Origin of the sequence: Anaerovibrio sp. (genome assembly GCF_045637405.1) — a bacterium.
In the GTDB taxonomy this organism is placed as follows: Bacteria; Bacillota; Negativicutes; order Selenomonadales; family Selenomonadaceae; genus Anaerovibrio.
In genome coordinates, this window is the sequence record NZ_JAZTZI010000027.1 from 1 (window position 1) to 18,992 (window position 18,992).

General features: G+C 42.9%; 20 protein-coding genes. 9 read left to right on the forward strand and 11 right to left on the reverse strand.

Annotated features, from left to right (window positions below; all coding sequences use genetic code 11):
• From ACKI5G_RS02185 to ACKI5G_RS02195, 3 genes are all read left to right on the forward strand, one after another.
• The coding region (locus ACKI5G_RS02185) for an LTA synthase family protein (protein WP_407397219.1) at positions 1-1,193 on the forward strand (1,193 nt) is incomplete at its 5' end.
• Positions 1,190-2,122 (forward strand): radical SAM protein, encoded by a 933-nt coding sequence (locus ACKI5G_RS02190; RefSeq protein ID WP_407397221.1) that lies wholly within the window; start codon positions 1,190-1,192, stop codon positions 2,120-2,122. The genes ACKI5G_RS02185 and ACKI5G_RS02190, both read left to right, overlap by 4 nt.
• Before the next feature lie 117 nt (positions 2,123-2,239).
• Positions 2,240-3,262, forward strand: coding sequence for a PocR ligand-binding domain-containing protein (locus tag ACKI5G_RS02195; protein ID WP_407397223.1), 1,023 nt, complete (start codon positions 2,240-2,242; stop codon positions 3,260-3,262).
• Between the two features lie 92 nt (positions 3,263-3,354).
• Here ACKI5G_RS02195 and ACKI5G_RS02200 read toward each other — a convergent pair whose 3' ends face one another.
• The 6 genes from ACKI5G_RS02200 to ACKI5G_RS02225 form a co-directional block, all read right to left on the reverse strand.
• Positions 3,355-4,158, reverse strand: a complete 804-nt coding sequence (locus ACKI5G_RS02200; protein WP_407397225.1) for an NlpC/P60 family protein — start codon at positions 4,156-4,158, stop codon at positions 3,355-3,357.
• Positions 4,159-4,351: 193 nt separating this feature from the next.
• Positions 4,352-5,599, reverse strand: coding sequence for a threonine ammonia-lyase (gene ilvA, locus ACKI5G_RS02205; RefSeq protein ID WP_407397227.1), 1,248 nt, complete (start codon positions 5,597-5,599; stop codon positions 4,352-4,354).
• Positions 5,600-5,761: 162 nt separating this feature from the next.
• Entirely contained in the window at positions 5,762-6,259 is a 498-nt protein-coding gene (gene nrdG, locus ACKI5G_RS02210; protein WP_407397229.1) for an anaerobic ribonucleoside-triphosphate reductase activating protein, read from the reverse strand.
• Complete coding sequence (nrdD, locus tag ACKI5G_RS02215; RefSeq protein ID WP_407397257.1) at positions 6,246-6,530, reverse strand: anaerobic ribonucleoside-triphosphate reductase; 285 nt, start codon at positions 6,528-6,530, stop codon at positions 6,246-6,248. Before nrdD ends, nrdG begins: the two co-directional genes overlap by 14 nt.
• A gap of 40 nt (positions 6,531-6,570) precedes the next feature.
• Entirely contained in the window at positions 6,571-8,859 is a 2,289-nt protein-coding gene (locus ACKI5G_RS02220) for an anaerobic ribonucleoside triphosphate reductase (protein ID WP_407397231.1), read from the reverse strand.
• A gap of 276 nt (positions 8,860-9,135) precedes the next feature.
• Positions 9,136-10,311 (reverse strand): phosphopentomutase, encoded by a 1,176-nt coding sequence (locus ACKI5G_RS02225; protein ID WP_407397233.1) that lies wholly within the window; start codon positions 10,309-10,311, stop codon positions 9,136-9,138.
• Between the two features lie 209 nt (positions 10,312-10,520).
• Here ACKI5G_RS02225 and ACKI5G_RS02230 point away from each other — a divergent pair, with 209 nt between their 5' ends.
• Positions 10,521-11,663, forward strand: a complete 1,143-nt coding sequence (locus ACKI5G_RS02230; RefSeq protein ID WP_407397235.1) for a mechanosensitive ion channel family protein — start codon at positions 10,521-10,523, stop codon at positions 11,661-11,663.
• A 93-nt stretch (positions 11,664-11,756) separates the two neighbouring features.
• Here ACKI5G_RS02230 and ACKI5G_RS02235 read toward each other — a convergent pair whose 3' ends face one another.
• Entirely contained in the window at positions 11,757-12,056 is a 300-nt protein-coding gene (locus ACKI5G_RS02235; protein WP_407397237.1) for a hypothetical protein, read from the reverse strand.
• A gap of 204 nt (positions 12,057-12,260) precedes the next feature.
• The gene (locus ACKI5G_RS02240) at positions 12,261-12,686 is read right to left on the reverse strand and encodes a hypothetical protein (RefSeq protein WP_407397239.1); all 426 of its coding nucleotides are present in this window, start codon (positions 12,684-12,686) and stop codon (positions 12,261-12,263) included.
• Positions 12,687-12,720: 34 nt separating this feature from the next.
• Between ACKI5G_RS02240 and ACKI5G_RS02245 the strand changes: the two genes are divergently transcribed.
• From ACKI5G_RS02245 to ACKI5G_RS02265, 5 genes are all read left to right on the forward strand, one after another.
• Positions 12,721-14,253, forward strand: coding sequence for a serine/threonine protein kinase (locus ACKI5G_RS02245; protein ID WP_407397241.1), 1,533 nt, complete (start codon positions 12,721-12,723; stop codon positions 14,251-14,253).
• A gap of 208 nt (positions 14,254-14,461) precedes the next feature.
• Positions 14,462-14,731 carry a helix-turn-helix domain-containing protein gene (locus tag ACKI5G_RS02250; RefSeq protein ID WP_407397243.1) on the forward strand — a complete coding sequence of 90 codons (270 nt, stop codon included), beginning with the start codon at positions 14,462-14,464 and terminating at the stop codon, positions 14,729-14,731.
• Between the two features lie 9 nt (positions 14,732-14,740).
• The gene (locus tag ACKI5G_RS02255; protein ID WP_407397245.1) at positions 14,741-16,828 is read left to right on the forward strand and encodes a flagellin; all 2,088 of its coding nucleotides are present in this window, start codon (positions 14,741-14,743) and stop codon (positions 16,826-16,828) included.
• 190 nt (positions 16,829-17,018) lie between these two features.
• On the forward strand, positions 17,019-17,645 hold the full coding sequence (locus ACKI5G_RS02260; RefSeq protein ID WP_407397247.1) for a hypothetical protein: 627 nt from the start codon (positions 17,019-17,021) through the stop codon (positions 17,643-17,645).
• Positions 17,646-17,741: 96 nt separating this feature from the next.
• Positions 17,742-18,068 carry a hypothetical protein gene (locus ACKI5G_RS02265; protein ID WP_407397249.1) on the forward strand — a complete coding sequence of 109 codons (327 nt, stop codon included), beginning with the start codon at positions 17,742-17,744 and terminating at the stop codon, positions 18,066-18,068.
• Between the two features lie 62 nt (positions 18,069-18,130).
• On the opposite strand, the gene ACKI5G_RS02270 is transcribed toward ACKI5G_RS02265, so the two are convergent.
• From ACKI5G_RS02270 to ACKI5G_RS02280, 3 genes are read right to left on the reverse strand one after another with little or no spacing between them, the layout of a single operon-like run.
• Positions 18,131-18,289 (reverse strand): hypothetical protein, encoded by a 159-nt coding sequence (locus tag ACKI5G_RS02270; RefSeq protein WP_407397251.1) that lies wholly within the window; start codon positions 18,287-18,289, stop codon positions 18,131-18,133.
• A 39-nt stretch (positions 18,290-18,328) separates the two neighbouring features.
• On the reverse strand, positions 18,329-18,577 hold the full coding sequence (locus tag ACKI5G_RS02275) for a DUF2442 domain-containing protein (protein WP_407397253.1): 249 nt from the start codon (positions 18,575-18,577) through the stop codon (positions 18,329-18,331).
• Positions 18,578-18,590: 13 nt separating this feature from the next.
• Positions 18,591-18,845 carry a DUF4160 domain-containing protein gene (locus ACKI5G_RS02280; protein ID WP_407397255.1) on the reverse strand — a complete coding sequence of 85 codons (255 nt, stop codon included), beginning with the start codon at positions 18,843-18,845 and terminating at the stop codon, positions 18,591-18,593.
• Between the last annotated feature and the right edge of the window lie 147 nt (positions 18,846-18,992).

An 18,992-nucleotide genomic window follows, 5' to 3' on the forward strand; every position in this document is an offset into this window, starting at 1 on the left:
ACCCGGACAGCAACAACCTGGAGGATTATATCACGAGAAGTGCCCAGGGGCCCCAGATTGAAAAGCCAAAGCATATCTTTTTAATAGTTTCTGAAAGCTACGCCAACTGGCCTCTGCTGGATAAATACAAGAATCTTCATATAGCCGATGGTATGAGGTCTGTTATCGAGGAACAGGACACAGCCTATTGTCCGACATTTTTGCCCAATGGGGGCAGTACCGTTTCTGCTGTAACCGGCATTGTGACGGGCTTGGCTGATGCCAATCTGTATCTTACCACCATGCCAGAGTCCTTTGGGGCTCCTTATCCAACCTCCATTGCGCCACAGATGAAGGCGCTGGGCTATGATACCACCATGTGGTACGCCGGACCAGCCACCTGGGAACGGATAGAACCCTTTGTGTTGGCCCAGGGCTTTGACCACTTCCATGGCAGGGGCAGTATGCCTCAGGATGCTACTGGCAGTGTATGGGGCGTGGATGACGAATACCTTTATCAGGCGGTGCTGGAAGGGGTTGACCCTGCAAAGGACAGTTTCAATGTGATTCTTAATGTTTCCAACCATTCCCCGTTTAACGTGGATCTGTCATCCAAAGGCTTTGAGCCCCAGAAGGTTATTGATGGTCTGCCGGAGGAGGCCAAGGGTGATACTGAGCTGGTAAATCAACTGGGTCATTTCTGGTATGCGGACCGGGAAATGGCAAAATTTATCAAAACTGTCAAGGAAAAGTATCCTGCCAGTCTGGTTTTGGTGGTGGGTGATCATGCTGAGCGGTATAACATCGATAAGACACCTAACATTTATGAGCGCTATGGCGTGCCGTTTATCATTACCGGCAAGGGGGTAACCCCAAATCTTATGATTCCAAAGGCGGCGGGAAGTCAGATAGACATTGCTCCGACTATTCTGGAAATGATAGCCCCTAAGGGCTTTAAGTATATGTCCATAGGCTCCAGCCTTACACGCCATAATACCATGGGGGTTAATTATGCCGTGTGGTTCACAAGGGATTACTACGGTGAGGCGGATATTTATCCTCTTCAGCCAATTCCGATTAATGCCAACGGGGGAGCAGAGCCAATGGATGAGCTGGAAATGCAGATATATTGTGATACGGTTCGCTCTATTTCCTGGTGGTTGCCAAAATACGGCAATATATTGGATGAGAGTCTGATGGAGGCAAAGAAATGAGCGACACTTTCGATAAGGGCCCAGAGGCATTGTTGACAGACTGTACCCTGTGTCCCCGACTTTGCCACGCTGATCGCGTAAAGGGCACGGGATTATGTGGAGGTGGCCTCAAGGCCAAGGTGGCTTTGGTGAGCCTTCACCCATGGGAGGAGCCGGTAATTGCCGGAGAAAAGGGAGCCGGAACGGTGTTCTTTTCCGGCTGTAACCTTCGCTGTATGTTTTGTCAGAACCACGAGATCAGTCACGGGCATAAGGGGATTGAGGTTTCTGATGAGCGCTTGGGGGAAATTTTCTGTGAGCAACAGCTGCGGGGGGCGGCAACACTCGATTTGGTTACACCTACTCATTACGTTCCTCAAATAATTAGAGGATTATTTTTTGCAAAAAAGAAGGGTTTTTCACTGCCCGTGGTGTATAATTCAAGTGGATATGAAAATATCTCCACTTTGGATTTACTTGGGGATATGGTGGACGTATTTTTACCGGATTTAAAATATTATTCGCAAGATTTGGCCGGTGAGTATTCCAAAGCACCGGATTATTTTCGGGTGGCCAGTAAGGCCATCAGAAAAATGGTTCAGCTGACAGGAGCTGCTGTTGAAAAGGGCGGTATACTCCAAAAGGGGGTGCTGGTACGGCATATGGTTTTACCTGGAGCCCGAAAGGACAGTATGACTTTGTTGAAATGGTTGTGGGAAGAGTTTGGTGACAGCATTATGGTGAGCATAATGAATCAGTATACCCCAGCCTATAGGGCCTTTGCCCATCCAAAGTTAAAACGACCTTTGACCACCTTTGAATATGATTCTGTGGTGGATTTTGCACTGGATTTAGGTTTTACCAGATGCTTTGTACAGGAATCCGGGGCAGCACGGGAGGAATTCATTCCCCAGTGGACAGGTCAGGGAGTTGAAGCATCCCATATATAATTTAGTTGTCTAAACTAATTATTAAAGGTATAATGGTATTATCCATCTTTTGACGAATTTTGAAAGATCAATTTAACGTGTATTAAAAACAAACTTCACAAGGAGAGGTGCTTATTTATGGCAGATTTAGAGAATATTCGCGTGCAGGATATTTTTGACATGGACTTCTTACAGAAATTCCAGGATACATTCGCCCGTGCAGTAGGTATGACAGCAGTAACTGTTGATGCAGATGGTAAGCCAATTACCAGACCTACCGACTGGTCCGATTTTTGTATGAAGTTCACCCGTGATTCCAAAGAAGGCTGTCGCCGTTGTGAGGAGTGCGACAAGCGTGGTGGTGAGACCGCAGCCAGAACCGGCCGTCCATCCGTATATGAGTGCCATGCCGGCCTCATGGATTTTGGTGCGCCTATTCTTCTTAATGGCAAGCAGATTGGTTCCATTTTGGGTGGTCAGATTTTAACTGCTCCACCAGATGAGGAGAAGTTCCGCAATTATGCACGGGAGATTAATGTGGACCCGGAAAAGTACGTTGAGGCTGTTCGTAAGATTCAGATTGTGCCAAAGGCTCGTCTGGAGCAGGCTGCCGATTGCCTTTTCCTTATGGCTAGTACCCTTTCCAACATTGGCTACATGGAGTATCGCCTGAAGACTTTGGCCAGCTCCATTAATGACACCGTTCTTCATTGCTCTGCAGCAATGGAAGAGCTTGCAGCTTCTGCCAATGACGTAAATGACAACCAGAAGGGTCTGAATGTTGAAATTCAGAATGTATCTGATATTTCCGGTAAGATTAACGAGTTTACCTCCCTTATCCGCGACATCGCCAAGCAGACACGTCTCCTTGGTCTTAATGCTTCCATCGAGGCAGCCCGTGCAGGTACCGCCGGTGCAGGCTTTGCCGTTGTATCCGAGGAAATCGGTAAGCTGGCTGACAGCTCCCGTGAGACTGTAGACAAGATTCAGGAGTTCACTGACCGCATTGGTGAGTCCGTTCAGGAAACCGTTGCCAAGGGTGAGGCTACCTCCGATATCGTTGGTCAGCAGTCCGCTGCTATTTCTGATGTGGCCCAGGAGCTCACGTCCCTTTCCGAAACTGCATCCCAGCTGGTAGCTTTGACAAATAGCAATAAGTAATATTTCATAGCAAAAAAATTATCCCCATCAATGGATGTTGTATCCGTTGGTGGGGATTTTTTGGTGTAAAAATTTTTATAAGTGCTGTTTAATTACTTTACGATGTGCTTTCCAGCGGTAAAGGCCTTCTTCCAATAGTCGTTGGAAAGCTCGTCTATACGGATCCCTTTACTGGAGGAAGCGTGGATGAATTTGCCGTTACCTAAGTAGATGCCGCAATGGCTGATACCACCGGAGCTGTCAGTATGAAAGAATACTAAATCTCCTGGCTCCAGCTTGCTGACAGGAGCGTATTTTCCCAGTTTATACTGCACATCTGCAGTACGGGGAACAGTAAAGCCGTTCTGCTTAAAAACATACTGGACATAGCCGGAGCAGTCAAAGCCCTTTGGGGTGGTGCCACCGGAAACATATTTTACGCCAATATATTTCTTTGCAGTGGCGATAATGCCATTTACCTTGCTTTTTGGTAAAAATGGCTGACTTTCCGGAACATATTTTGGTTTTGTAGCAGCAGTCGGTTTGTCGGTTTTGCTATTTGTATCAGTAGATGGTTTTACTGCAGGCTTTGGACTTTCAGTCTTCACTGCTCCCGGCCTTAGAGTGTTGATGGCCTTCATGGTTTTTTCGTCCACATTGCCGCTGAGCTTAATTTTGTTGTCCCGCTGAAAAGCCAGAACCGCACGTTTGGTGCTGTTGTCGTAAACACCGGAAACCTTCTTGATGTTGTAGCCTAAGTCCTTCAGCTTCTGCTGTACTGCCACCACCTCCGGGCCGGATGAATTCATGGTAAGGGTTTGGGCCATAGCTATACCGGAATTAAGGGTAAATACCGTAGCCAGTGCTACACCTGCAATCAGTGCTTTCCTTTTTAGGGATAACCAGTTTGTTATCATGGAGCTATCACCACTTTTCTAAAAGTAATTTGCTTAACAACAGGATTCTGTGGATAAGTCACATTTTATTCAACTAAAAACACAAGTTATCCACATTGTTATCCACTTTTGCGAAAAAATGTGGATAAATTACTAAAAAATGCTTGACAATAACTTTATAGAACATCCAGATTAAAATCAGATTAGAAACACTTTAGAACACCTTAACAACATCATAACCTGCATCATTTAAGGCTTTGGTGAGCTTCTGAATATGATCATGGTTGTTGGTTTCCACGGTAATTTCCAGCTCTACCTTCTTGAAGCTGTCAGTAACCTTGGACTGGTTGTGATCCAGCTTGATAACATTGGCATTGTTGTCTGCTATGATTTTGGCTACATTTACCAGCTGACCAGGCTTGTCCGGCAGAAGCACGGAGAAGCAGAATACGCGGCCACGGGCAATAAGTGCCTTGTCGATAAGGGCTGAAATTGTGGATATGTCAATATTACCACCGCTGATAATAGCAGCAACCTTCTTGCCCTTGAATGGCAGCTTGTTAAGGGCAGCAAGGCTAAGTACCCCGGCACCCTCAGCAATAAGCTTATGCTTTTCAATAAGGGAAAGGAGAGCAGACATGATTTCCATTTCTGATACTGTAATAATCTGGTCCAGATATTTTTTGCAGAAGGCGTAGGTAAGGTCACCAGGGGTCTTTACAGCACAGCCGTCAGCCACAGTTTCCACAAAGGAAAGGCTGGAAACCTGTCCCCGGGCAAAAGAGTTTTCCATGCAGGCGGCTCCCTCAGGTTCAACGCCAATTACCTTTACATGAGGATTTACAGCCTTGGTGGCCAGGGCTACGCCACTGGCAAAGCCGCCACCGCCGATTGGCACCAGAATGGCATCCACGTCCTTCAGCTGGTCAATAATCTCCAGGGCAGTAGTACCCTGCCCCAAAAGCACCTGCTTGTCATTAAATGGGTGAATGTACACATAACCCTTTTTTTTCTGCAGCTCCAGGGATTTTGCATAGGCATCATCGAAGCTGTCACCATACAGCACAACCTCAGCTCCCATGGCCTTGGTGGCCTCCACCTTTAAAAGTGGAGTGGTGGCAGGCATACAGATAACGGCATTAACCCCCAGCTGCTGGGCAGCAAAGGCCACCCCCTGGGCATGGTTACCGGCAGAGGCAGTAATTACACCAATCTTTTTTTCCTCATCGCTGAGTTGGCTGATTTTGTTGTAGGCACCACGGAGCTTGAATGAACCGGTATTCTGCAGGTTCTCCGGCTTCAGATAAACGTTGTTGCCACAAAGATCAGAGAAAAAAGGGCTCTCAATGAGATTTGTTTTCTTTGCCACACCGTCCAGCTGCTTTGCAGCCTTATAAACATCAGCGATGGTGGTATTTTCCAGAATTTCCTCTATAGTATTTACTTTTACTTCTTCTGCCATGTACGTTTCTCCTTATATAATTGCATGATTTGTATTAAAGTGTAGCATCTGGAAAAAAAGGTGTCAACGCAGTCAACAAAAGTTGCAGGAAAAAGGGGAAGAGGGACAGTGGAAAAAAGTGGAAACAAAAAAGCGGGGAAAAGGCTCCCCGCCAAATTATTATTAAACATCATACAGCACGATGCCGTTTCCTTTTAATGTTTTCTGTACATCAATAACCCGTTGATTGCTGCTACCACGGAAGCTGAGGGAAATATCACGCTTCCATTCCTGATAGGGGCCATCCACCAGAACATCAAGCTCCTTCAGCAGTTCCACCTGCTGTGGGGTTCCCTTTAGGAGCTGTTCTATGGTATAGCCTGTGTAACACCAGACATCCAGCCCATGCTGATGAATCTTGCGTGCCAAATCAGCCAATGGTGCCGGCTGGCAGAAGGGTTCACCTCCACTGAAGGTTACGCCCTGCAGCAGGGGATTATCCAAAATAGTCCCCAGTATATCATCCGTATCTTCCACATGACCTCCGTCAAAATCATGGGTCTGGGGATTGTGGCAGCCAATGCAGTTGTGGGGACATCCCTGGGTGAAGACAGTAAAACGGTACCCTTCACCATCTACAACAGAATCATTGACAGTACCGGCAACCTTAATTGAGGCCATGCTTTACGCGATCATGCTCCTCGGAACGCTTGGCATTGTTCCAGCGATCAATAGTACCAACCAGATAACCGGTGATGCGACGGATACGCTCAAACTTTGCAGGCTGTAACACGTAATCAAGGGCCACGGAGCCATCTTCAGCCGGGGAGATGGTAAGGCTGCTGAGATCCTCGTCATTTTCCTCCTCCAGCATGTCGATGTAGCTCATGATTTCCTGCTCGCTGACATCATTCAGTCCCTTTACGGTTACATCAATTCCATTTACTATCATTTTTTTACACTTTCCTTTCATATAAAATCACACCTAATAATTAAACGCGTGCACTACTTGTCATATTGTATTGTGGTCTGCGTACCACCCGGCGCATCTTGTGAGCTGCTTCACTGCGGCCGCACTGTGGGCAAACATCATATATTATACCGTTGTAGCCGCAAACCGGGTCCCGGTCAACAGGATGGTTTACTGAGCCATAGCCAATACCATTATCGTGCATACACCGCACAATAGCCTCAAAGGCTTTGAGATTCTTGGATGGATCCCCGTCCATTTCCACATAGGAGATATGGCCGGCATTGGTAAGGGCGTGGTATGGCCCCTCCAGCTCCAGCTTCTTGGCTGCAGCAATCTTGTGATAAACAGGAACATGGAAGCTGTTGGTGTAATAATCCTTGTCGGTAACTCCAGGTATTTCACCGTATTCCTTGCGGTCAATGCGTACAAAACGACCGCTGAGCCCCTCGGCAGGGGTAGCCAGCAGGGTGAAATTAAGACCTGTCTGCTGGGATTTTTCATCCATGCGCTTACGCATGTGTCCCACAATTTCAAGACCCAGCTGCTGAGCTTCCTCGGATTCACCGTGATGCTTTCCTGTAAGGGCGATAAGGGTCTCAGCCAGGCCGATAAAGCCCATGGAGAGAGTGCCATGCTTCAACACCTCGGCTACGCTGTCGTCAGCTTTCAGCTTCTCACTGTCAATCCAAACACCCTGTCCCATGAGGAAAGGATAATTGCGGACGGTCTTGCTGCACTGAATCTTGAAGCGGTGGAGAAGCTGGCGGAATACCAGTTCAATAATGCTGTCCAGCTCATTGAAGAAAATCTTCTTGTTGCCCTTGGACTTAAGTGCCAGACGAGGCAAATTGATGCTGGTAAAGCTGAGGTTACCTCGACCACAGGTCACCTGGCGGTTCTTGTCGTGGACATTGCCCATTACTCTGGTACGGCAGCCCATGTAGGCGACCTCGGAGTTGTAATCTCCCTCCTTGTAGAACTGGAGATTAAATGGTGCATCCAGAAAGGAGAAATTTGGAAACAGCCTCTTGGCAGAGGTGCGGATGGCCTGCTGGAACAAGTCGAAGTTAGGATCGTGCCTGTTGTAGTTAATACCCTCTTTAACCTTGAAAATCTGAACCGGGAAGATAGGTGTTTCACCATTGCCCAGCCCTGCGGTGGTGGCCTTTAAAAGATTTCTGATAACCATGCGGGCCTCAGGGGAGGTGTCAGTACCATAGTTAATGGAGCTGAAAGGCACCTGGGCACCGGCACGGGAATTCATGGTGTTGAGGTTATGGATAAATGCCTCCATAGCCTGATATGTGGCATCCTCAGTGGCATCCACTGCAGTAGCCACTGCGTAATTATGGGCACGCTCTGTCTGATTTGGTGAAATGGCCTGATAATTGTGACTCTGCTGATGATATGGCAGGAAGTCAACAAGACGCTGCAGGTACTCATCGGTATTCCCAAGGCGGATATCCATAGGGATACAACGCCGAATTTCCTTGGACAAGAGCTTTGCATCATTGGAATTCATGCTGAGAACTGCTATGAAGAAGGCAGCCAGAGCCTTGAAATACTCCTTGGCAAAGGTTTTTGCCACACCAGGTGCCATGGCATAATCAAAGTTTGGAATAGACTGTCCACCGTGCATTTCATTTTGATTAGCCTGAATAGCAATACAGCCAAGAGCCGCATAGGAGCGAATGCCGTTTGGCTCCCTCAGATAGCCATGGCCTGTGGAAAAACCATCCTTAAATAATTTAAGCAGGTCAATCTGACAGCAGGTCTCGGTGAGCATGTAAAAATCCTTGTCATGGATATGAATGTCGCCGTCAATATGGGCAGCGGCAATATCCTTTGGCAGGATGTAGTTATCAATATAATATTTTGACCCCTCGGAACCATATTTCAGCATGGTTCCCATGGCAGTGTCCGCGTCAATATTGGCGTTTTCCCGCTTGATATCGGCATCAGCTGATTTTTTAAAGGTCAGCTCGTTGTATATATCCATAAGGTTTCCCTGAGCCTCACGAATTTTGGTGTGCTCTGCCCTATAGATGATATATGCCTTGGCGGTGCTGGCAAAATTGTTGCGGATCAGTACCTTTTCCACAGCGTCCTGAATAAATTCTACAGTAGGAATATCCTGGGCGGATATGGCCTCTGTTACCTCGTTGGTGAGGCGCTCCAGCTCCGTTGCTGTAAAGGTATCATCAATGGATTCCAGATTAGCCTTTCTGATGGCATCCGTAATCTTTTGCGAAATAAATGGGACAATGTCCCCATTGCGTTTTCGTATATTCTGTATATAACTTGCCATGTAAACTTACCTGTCCCCCCTCTATAATCTACAAACGATTTTACAATATATAGTGTCTGGTGTCAAACTGAAACACTACATCTTGTGGTTTACCTTATCCACAACCGTATATTAGTATATGTGAGTATATTGCATAAATATGCAGAAAATGAAAGAAGACCGCTAATAAAAGTCGGCCTTCTTATTGTATATACAACACATGTATATGAAATTTTGGGGATAAGTTAGTAAGTAGAAATCTTTAGTATGTTAAAAGAGTATAAATAAGCATAGGCATTACTCTTTTACCTCATCCCAGAAGCTCTGTCCCTTTGTAGCATACGGAATACGCATAATTTTTGAAATGGTGGCGGCAATATCAGCAAAGCTGTGTCTGGTTCCCAAATCAACACCCTTCTTTATTCCTTCACCGTAAATTATCATTGGTACATATTCTCTGGTGTGGTCTGTGCCGGCACCTCTAGGGTCACAGCCATGATCGGCGGTAATAATCAGCACGTCTCCACGCTTCATATTAGGAAGGAATTCTCCCAGCTGCTCATCGAAACGTGTGAGGGCAGCAGCATAGCCATCCACATCCCGGCGGTGACCGTATTTCATATCAAAATCCACCAGATTTATAAAGCAAAGTCCGTAATAATTTTTGGCAAGCTCAGCAATGGCCTTTTCCATGCCATCCTCATTACTGGTAATGGCTACATGGCGGCTGATACCCCGTCCTGCAAATATATCATTGATTTTGCCAATACTTACCACGGAATTTCCTGCCACCTTCAGGAGATCCAGAATGGTATCTCCAGGTGGTTCCATGGAATAGTCATGGCGTCTAGGGGTACGCTCAAAATTCGGGAATTCCCCAATAAATGGGCGGGCAATGATGCGTCCCACTGAATGTTCACCGTTCATTATTTTCCGTGCTTCTTTGCAATATTCATAAAGCTTCTCTACAGGTACTATATTCTCATGGGCGGCGATCTGCAATACGCTGTCCGCTGAAGTGTATACGATAAGGGCACCAGTTTCCATGTGCTCCTTGCCGTAATCGTGAATTACCTGGGTGCCGGAATATGGCTTGTTGCAGATAACCTTACGTCCAAAGGCAGCCTCCAGCTTTTCGATGACATCCTTTGGGAAGCCGTCAGGGTATGTAGGGAGGGGCGTATCGGAAACAATACCGGCAATTTCCCAGTGACCAATGGTGGTATCCTTACCCTTTGATGCCTCCTGCAATCTGGCGAAGGAAGCATCCGGATTTGGCTCCTTATCTTTAGCTTCCACCCCATCAATGTTGAAAAGTCCCAGCTTTTTCATGTTGGGAATATTCAATTTATCTGAGGTCATAACGCTCTTTAGGGTATTTACGGTGTCTGCATCACCAAATTCATGGGCATCAGGCTCAGCACCAATGCCAAAGCTGTCCAATACTATGAGAAATATTCGTTTGAATATCATAATAAAACCCCCAATCGAAAAATACTCTTTATCCTACCTTAATTCTACATTTTTCCGTCGTAACCTGCAATTTTCTCTTTTTACAGGAAAATTTCCAATAATTAGGTTATAATTTTATGGGTAAGGATACATATTCCGATTCCGATAAAGAATCGGAGAAAATGTTATTGAAAGAAAATGAACGATGTGACCTGGGTAGGAGGTAATATATGTTTGATTTTACAGACTTTGATATACATTTATTCTGGGATTATGTGGAGTCACTTAATCCCCAGGAAATATTATTTTCATTTTTGCCACCGGTGATAGGTCTTGTGATGGCCATATTTGTGGGCTGGTGTTGCAATAGATATGTGAGCAATCAAATAGACTCCCATCCTATATTGCAGAAGATGACCTGGAAGACCGCTTTGGTTCGTGGGTTGAAGGGGGCCCCTGTCCTTATAGTAGTTTCACTGTATCTGAGCTTCGTTACTCGAATGATGAGTCTGCCTGAACCAGTAGAGCATCTGCTGACCTATGTTTTCTTCGTTATTCTAATAATTACGGTGATGCAGGTTATATCTCGCACCGCCACTGCCATTCTCAACAATATAATAGTTGCCAGACATGAAAACCTCTCTGAAACTTCATTGCTTACTGATATGGTAAGCTGGAGTATTTATTTTATGGGGTTTATCATCATCCTGGCAGAATGTGATATTTCAATTACACCTTTTATTACTGCCATGGGTGTTGGCGGTATGGCTGTGGCCCTTGGTATGCAGGAAACCCTTGCCAGTGTCTTTGCCGGCTTTACCATGATTTTTGCTCCCCAGATTCGTAACAATGATTTTGTTCGCCTCAGTAGTGGACAGGAGGGGCGTATCGTGGATATTGCCTGGCGGTATACCACCATTGAAAACCTTGAGGGAAATACTATTGTGGTTCCCAATAAGCAAATCGCCTCTGCTGTACTAACCAATTACAGCGTGCCAGCTCAGGACATCAAGGTTAAGCTGCAGTGCGGCGTGGCCTATGACAGTGATCTGGATAAGGTGGAGCAGGTGGTGCTGGAGGTGGCCCAGAAGATTCAGGATGATGTAACAAAGGATATCCTGGTATCCAAAGGTAAGATTGCAGAGGATGAATCAGTGACAACAGCCGACCCGGGAATATTCTTTCATACCTTTGGTGACAGTGCCATAGAATTTAGTGTAACCCTTAACTGTAAGGCCTTTACCCATCAGTACCGCATGAAGCATGAATTTATTAAGGCCCTGACCAAACGTTTTCGGGAGGAAGGCATCGAAATCCCATTCCCTATTGTGACTGTACAGCAGACCAGGGAGGAAGGGGAAGGCAGTAAATAATCAAATGGCATAATAAAAACGACAGCAGAGATCCCCTTCTGCTGTCGTTTTGCTTTTATTAATCCCCTATAAAATAAAAAATAGTAAAACTTCTTACTTTAACTGTTTTCCCCCGTAAACCATGGTAGTGGCCTTTAGACTTGGCAACATCAGCTTCATTTGTGTGAAGAAGCTATCAAGGATATTTGTGTTTTGGGGATTAAGGGACAACATATAATCATAGCCCGAGCTATAATTGCTGTAGCAATTCTGCACAATGTCGTCCTTAAGGAAATATTCCAAAAACAATTTCTCCTCCTGTGTATTTTCAATGCTTACATACATGTGGGCCTTCAGACCGTGACCTATATGTAGCTGCTGCTCTTGAGGAACAACAGAATTTTTTCTCCTCATATTAGCAACCCTCCTAAAAAATATAATTACTATGGTAAATAATATTACCTGCGAAACTTATTATAGCACTATTGTCCCAGAATACAAGGGATATATGGAAAATAATCAGGAGAAGCTATACTTATTAAGAATATTTAGTATAACATTTGGCAAAATAATATAAATAACTAATAATCATAGATATAAATTCTTAATTAATTTCTTTTATTTAAGCAATGGTGTAAGTCCCAAATCATGGAGTATTATATTTATATCAGATACGCTAAGATGCTTTTCCAGACCATACCAAATAACCCTGTCCCAGGAATTTTTTACATAGAGCTTTTCTTCTTTGGCATAATACAATAAGCGTTGTACTTCTTCGTGGGAAAGCTGCATAGCCACAGCAATGGCCAATAGCTTTGGGCGGCCGGGATTTTTGTCCCCGGAGAATATTTTATAGCCGTAGGTACGTTCCAGATTTGCTGCTTTAATTACATCCTTAGCATCTATTCTGTGGATATTAAGTAATTCTTCCAGATATTGACTTACTGAAAAGTCAGGAATTATATTTGAAATATTATTAACGGATTCAATATCCTTTGAGACAGAAATTTGATTTTCCAATTCCCTGGTATCTATTTCTTTCATAATGGATTCCTTTCTCATTGATAGCTTGTAAATTTTGACGATTATATTATATTATGGGGTAAGAGTATTTAACAAGGTAGGTGTACCATCCTTGCACAAATGCACTATGGATTTTTTGCAGGAACAATATCGAAAAATAAAATTACTCAGAAGCTCCAGTAAAGGTGAGGTTTGGCTGGTAACACAGCCAGATGATACACCTGCAATTATGCGTATCATTAATCACCTGGGAGTTCCGGCTAATCTACTCCGTGACAATCCAAATTCACTGTGGCCCAATATATTATATTTTGTAGAGGACGAAGCTCAGCAGCGTACTATTATGGTGGAGGAGTATATCGGTGGACAATCCATGCAGGAATATCTCAAAAATGGTGGGCATTTATCAGAAGCTGAGGCACAGCAATTTTTTCTGGATTTTTGTTATGGGCTAAGTCATTTACACAAGTTGGGAATAGTACATAGGGACATTAAGCCAAGCAATGTAATACGCCAATCTAGTGGCGGCTTTAAGCTGATAGATTTTGATGTGGCAAGGTTACGTAATACCAAGGTGGAGGATCAGGATACAGTATTGCTGGGGACAAGGGGATATGCACCGCCGGAGCAGTATGGATACAGTCAGACGGACAGGCGGAGCGATATTTATTCACTGGGCGTGACGGTGGACGAGCTTTTGGGTGAAGACTACCAGGGATATTTACGGCCAGTTATCAGAAAATGCCGTGCCCTGGATCCAGCCATGCGTTATCAAAGTGTGGAAGAGGTTATTCATGCAATAAAGTTAAGAAGGGGATTTAAAATAGCAATGCCAATTGTGGTAGTAACACTACTGCTGATGCTATTGGCAATAATTTTACTAATTTCTGGTCGTAAAGCACCAGATTCTGTGGGAAATCCTCTAAAACAGCAGATTGAGAAGCTGATAGAACTGCCGTCGTTGCCTGACTCGCCGGAAAAGCTGGAAGCACCGAAAACGCCTAATACTCAAAATCAGACAGAATCTCCGCAATCATGGGAGGGGCAGCCGTCATATAATCCCAATAGTGACACTGTAAAGGCTGGTAAGGATTTTCAGGGCAATGGTATTAGCATGGAAACAGTGGGTCATGGAAATGGCTTATCTGGTGGAACTTCGGGCGTTTATTATGTTTCCTCTGATGTATATAGATACTGGCCACGGGAAAACCAGGACAAGCTCACTGGAGGATATACCGTGTATTTGCCGGCCGACTGGTATATTGATGTAGTCATTAAAAATAGTGAGTGGAATGGACCTTGGAACCATCCAACCTTTGATATTACTTATACCCGAAGTGATTGGGACGGAAATCATATAGTAAGCCGTGAGGTGCGGGAGATGTCTGATATACCTCCTGGTGGCAGTGAAACTCTCAGAATTGATTTGGGCGGCATGAAAATAGATAATGTACGCAATTATTACGGTCCCAAGATACATATACAGCCACGTTGGCCTGAAAATACTAAATTTGGTGGCTGGGCAAAACAAATCGAACTGGACTTTTTAAACGACAAAGGATACAAAGTTTGGGAAGATATACAATAGGGAAAAAATGTGTCCTTTGGGGGCACCACGAAAAATAGCTTTCATGCTACTTTTTATAGTAGTAGAAAGCTATTTTTTTGTCTGCTTTTAATAGATATTCATATTTATGACAATATATATCATATAAAGCATACTAAATAGATAGGTATAAAGCTGTATATGTCGAATATTCACTCTTATGAGGAAATAATTTAATCGGAGAAGGATAATGAGTAGTGATACGAAGATAATATTACGTCAAATTGGTGCCAAGATTGCCTATTACAGAACCTTGGTAGGCCTCAGCCAAACAGAATTGGCAGACAAAATGCATACGACCCAATCAACCATATCCAAGGTGGAAAGCGGAAACTACAACGACAATCTGAGCGTAGTGATGCTAAAGGACATCGCCGACGCCCTGGAGATGGATGTGTCCCTGCTGCTGGAATTCAATGGATTCGAGAAGGCTATGTGGGATAAAAAGATTGGGGAATGAGGTGAGAATATGGCATTTACAATAATGAATAATTCATCCGCTATGTTAGCTTTAGGAGAGACAAACAAAAACAACAATGCCCTATCAAAAACATTGAAAAAAGTATCCAGTGGTATGCGTTTAAATAGTGCAGGGGACGGGGCTGCTGAGTATGCTGTGTCTAAGAAAATGCAGGTGATGATCCGTTCCTTGGGACAGGATATTGACAATGCTGAGAAAGGAATAAACTTAATAAGGATTGCCGAAGGTGGTATGCAGAATATTGTAGACGAATTGCGTGATATGAAGGCCATGGCAATCAATTCAGCTAATGATCATAATTGTGATGCGGATCGGGCAATATTGCAAAGAGAATTTGCTTCGCGTATTGAAAGTATCGATAGTATTGCATCAACCACAAATTATAATGGCAAGATTTTAATGGATGGTAGGTATTGGTATAAGGAATATGATGATATAGACTCAGAAAATGGAAAGTTTCTGGCAAATACATTAATGGCAGTGCATAAGAGCAACAATACTTTGTATTCTGCTTTTGCATTGGGGAAAACGCAGCTTACCACGTCAAAATTCCTGTTAGGAAATGCTACAAAAAACTCGTCACCTATCATTGAAGGGGAAGTTACCAATTTAGTGTTTGATGGTTCAGCAAATAAGTATAAGGAAAATGAAATTACGGGATTATTTCCTGAGGCTGCGGGGCTGAATAAGGGGACTGGATATGGTGGAATAGAAGGTTATTCGCCAGTTTATTACAAATATATTACGAAAATTTCAAATGGTAAATATAATGTTTATTCAACTACAGAGAAGGAATATCCATATCCAGATAAGCCACATATTGTACAGAATAAACAATATACTACCCTTCCAGCAGTGGGAACGGAAGTAACTACTACTACAACTGTTGGCAATGCGGAAAGATATTCTGGAATAGTAACAAAAGAGCCTGGATCTGGTCGCAGGGTAGTTGAAGCGAATAATAGTGGGTTGCATATTGAGGATGGGGATTTAGAAAATAGATATACGAGCGTAGAAATCGATTTTAATAATGCAAAGCTTAACGGCAAAAAAACTAATTTTCCCAATGATTTTCATGGTCAAGGTTTTTCCATAACAAAAAAAAGCTCAGATGGTAAAGATTATTTGGCCTATATAACAAGTATTATATTTGATGCAACTTTAGATATGGGTGAAGGTGTATTGTTGTCAGATAAACCGCAGACTACAAGTCCTATTGGAGATGTAGAATCAGGAAAATCGCTACGGAGAAGTGCATATATTATAGGGATTAAAGGTGCTAACTCGGCAAAAGATATGGGAGAAGCGCTACTGTCAGGATTGAAAAAAGCCCAGGAATCATGGCCGGATGTGGTGTTCATGGATGCGTATGTTGGTGGATTTGAAGATTCAAGGGCTAATGATATAGCCCGTACATTGCCTTGGCAAGGTGGAATGTCAGTAGTGAAATATGGAAATTCGTATGTATTAAAAATGAAAAATTCATCACCTGATGGACTAGGTCGAATGGTAATAAATAATGGCGTTTTGGGCATGAGTGGTACCATAGGTAAATTGCAAGGTACGGCTGATCCAACGGACCCTACGGATCCAATAGATCCAACGGACCCTACGGATCCAACTAATCCGCCGGGACCAACAGATCCGCCTGAAGATATTCGTAAGGGCCACTACTTTGAAGGAAATCCATTGATTATTCACTATGGACCTAAGTCAAGTCAGCATTTGCGGGTGTATATAAACGATATGCGTACTAAGGCCATGGGCCTTCAAAATGTGGCAATAGATCCTAGAGAAAAGGCCTTGGAAGCACTGGGAAAATTAGATGAAGCATTGGACTATGCCTTAAATGAAATTACTCGCATGGGAGCATATCAAACGAAATTGCAATACACCATAGACAATAATACTACCGCTGAAGAAAATGTTACCAATGCTGAAAGTATAATCTGTGATTCAGATATGGCTAAGGAGATGTCTGACTACATCAAGAATAATATTTTGACTCAGGCCTCACAGGCTATGCTTGCTAATGCGAATCAGAATAGTAGTGCAGTTTTGAGTTTGTTGCAGTAGCTTTGACTTAACACATTTGGGGGATTCCTATGGCGATACTCTGAGTATAGTAGTGCTGACAGAGTTACCGATGTGTTGGAGATGAGATTGAACGGTTGGTAATGAGGTGGTGTTGCATTAATGTGATTTGACCTGATGTTATAAAGTAGTTGTGAAAATAATGTTACTTGAAAAATGGAGGGACTAAATTATGGCTAATTTGATGAAAAAAATATTATTGGTTATTATGAGCATATTGTTATTAATGTGTGTGGTAGGTTGTGGTGCAGAAGGAGATGATGAGATAGAGGTTGCGCAGGACCGTGAAATTACACTACGAAAAAATGGTGAAGCAATAAAGGCTACGCGGGAAGAACTATATGAAAAAGCTTTTGAAGATTGCAAGTGGGAATTCACTAAAGATTATTATAACCAACAAAAACAAGGCATTGTTGTAGTGAAAGGTAAAATAAATGTTTTAGGCAAAGAATTGAACGTAATAGTACCATTTCATCCTGACAAACAAGATGGTTGGAATAAGGATCCGTCCGTTTCTGTTAATAACAATGATTCAGAGCCATCATATTATCTAGAAATGTATATAAAAAATAAGTACGTGGATAATGACATGATACCATATGAAGTTTTATTGGCGTGGGAATGGAGAGATCAGTTTAGTGACAAAGATATAAAGTTGACTGATAAACAGATTGAAGCTCTATATAATCGAGGTAAGAAAAATGACGAGAGAATGAAGAAAGGAAGTGAACTGGCGCCTATCATTGCTGATGAAAATGAAACCATAAAGAAGATTTTAAAAGAATGGGGAAAATTTTAATAGCATTTTATTACCTTGATTGTTCTCAAAATTTCTATACTATATTGGAGGATATATACTATAATCACTAAATTGTTACTTGGTGGAACATTTATATTGTGGATAGCTCTTACTGTTGGCATTACTATATGGTGGCGAAGCAAGTTTATTTATATATACGGTGGTAATGGTGCTGTGTGGAAGAGTTGGTACGGAACACTTATTGGAGCTTGTTTAGTTTCATTGATTATTGTAAGTATTATAGTGTATCCTCTGACATGGCTAGAGAAGAATTGTCCATATTTACCAGATGTTTTGGCGATAGGTGGAGTAATTTATTATATCGTAAAGAAGAAGAAAAATCCTGAAGGTGACAGAGATAAACATGAAATTGAACCAACAGGTGATGCTGCTATACAAGAAAATAATAATAGTGATAAGTGAATAAAGAAAAAATCCCCGCCAAGGCTGCACAGTCCCTAGCGGGGTAATTTTTTTGATGGCGATTACATTTCTTTAGCTAGTTCATGAATTTCCGCCTCAGTGAGGCTGGTGTACTGGGTGATTTTTTCGATATGTCGATTTATATATTTGAGGCGTTCTTCAATATTCTGCATAAAGATACCGGAATCATTTACAGCATTTTTGATTGCAGCATCACTCATAACCAGTTCCTCCATTTACTATGGTTTGGTGATAGGTGTTTAGTACGGCGTACCGTATTCATATAAGATATCACTAGGAAGGTCAATTTCATCGTTCCAAAAAACACAGGTGCGACTTTCGTCCAATTGGACATTTTTAAACAACCCCTGTTCTGTCATGAGGTTATGATATGATGGGATAGTATTGATGTCATCCTTTACATCATAAATAACGCTTTTATTATCATCAAAGATAATATATAGGGTGAAATTATCACGAGGCTCAATGTGTTTTATACGAGGAATCAATATTGGCACCTCCCTATTTTAATGGTGGCAACTTATGTATGGTTTGCTTATCCCACATCTTCTGTAGCTCATCTTTATATATATGTAGCCATTCTTTTACCAGTTCCTGTGCCTTCGGAGGAAGGTCTCCTTGAATCATCTCCAAGGTAGAAATGTTAAATTCTCCCATGTATTCACCATACAAAGCATGTATGTGGCTTGGTTCGTGTTCTTTCGGCTTGAAGAACATTTTTATGACAATACCATAAAAACGTGTTATTTCAGGCATTGAGGAAATCTCCTTTGCGACAAATAAATTATAACATGAAAAAGTATATCAGGGCATAAAATGTAACATCTGACGATATTTAAATAAAATATCAAAATATATTTATATTATAAAAGAAATTGGAACATTTATAAAGATATTTTAGAT

Excerpts from the sequence above, each read along its gene's own strand:
- ACKI5G_RS02190 (WP_407397221.1), top strand. The coding sequence starts at position 1,190 with ATGAGCGACACTTTCGATAAGGGCCCAGAGGCATTGTTGACAGACTGT.
- ACKI5G_RS02195 (WP_407397223.1), top strand. The coding sequence starts at position 2,240 with ATGGCAGATTTAGAGAATATTCGCGTGCAGGATATTTTTGACATGGAC.
- ACKI5G_RS02200 (WP_407397225.1), bottom strand. The coding sequence starts at position 4,158 with ATGATAACAAACTGGTTATCCCTAAAAAGGAAAGCACTGATTGCAGGT.
- ilvA (WP_407397227.1), bottom strand. The coding sequence starts at position 5,599 with ATGGCAGAAGAAGTAAAAGTAAATACTATAGAGGAAATTCTGGAAAAT.
- nrdG (WP_407397229.1), bottom strand. The coding sequence starts at position 6,259 with ATGGCCTCAATTAAGGTTGCCGGTACTGTCAATGATTCTGTTGTAGAT.
- nrdD (WP_407397257.1), bottom strand. The coding sequence starts at position 6,530 with ATGATAGTAAATGGAATTGATGTAACCGTAAAGGGACTGAATGATGTC.
- ACKI5G_RS02220 (WP_407397231.1), bottom strand. The coding sequence starts at position 8,859 with ATGGCAAGTTATATACAGAATATACGAAAACGCAATGGGGACATTGTC.
- ACKI5G_RS02225 (WP_407397233.1), bottom strand. The coding sequence starts at position 10,311 with ATGATATTCAAACGAATATTTCTCATAGTATTGGACAGCTTTGGCATT.
- ACKI5G_RS02230 (WP_407397235.1), top strand. The coding sequence starts at position 10,521 with ATGTTTGATTTTACAGACTTTGATATACATTTATTCTGGGATTATGTG.
- ACKI5G_RS02235 (WP_407397237.1), bottom strand. The coding sequence starts at position 12,056 with ATGAGGAGAAAAAATTCTGTTGTTCCTCAAGAGCAGCAGCTACATATA.
- ACKI5G_RS02240 (WP_407397239.1), bottom strand. The coding sequence starts at position 12,686 with ATGAAAGAAATAGATACCAGGGAATTGGAAAATCAAATTTCTGTCTCA.
- ACKI5G_RS02250 (WP_407397243.1), top strand. The coding sequence starts at position 14,462 with ATGAGTAGTGATACGAAGATAATATTACGTCAAATTGGTGCCAAGATT.
- ACKI5G_RS02255 (WP_407397245.1), top strand. The coding sequence starts at position 14,741 with ATGGCATTTACAATAATGAATAATTCATCCGCTATGTTAGCTTTAGGA.
- ACKI5G_RS02260 (WP_407397247.1), top strand. The coding sequence starts at position 17,019 with ATGGCTAATTTGATGAAAAAAATATTATTGGTTATTATGAGCATATTG.
- ACKI5G_RS02270 (WP_407397251.1), bottom strand. The coding sequence starts at position 18,289 with ATGAGTGATGCTGCAATCAAAAATGCTGTAAATGATTCCGGTATCTTT.
- ACKI5G_RS02280 (WP_407397255.1), bottom strand. The coding sequence starts at position 18,845 with ATGCCTGAAATAACACGTTTTTATGGTATTGTCATAAAAATGTTCTTC.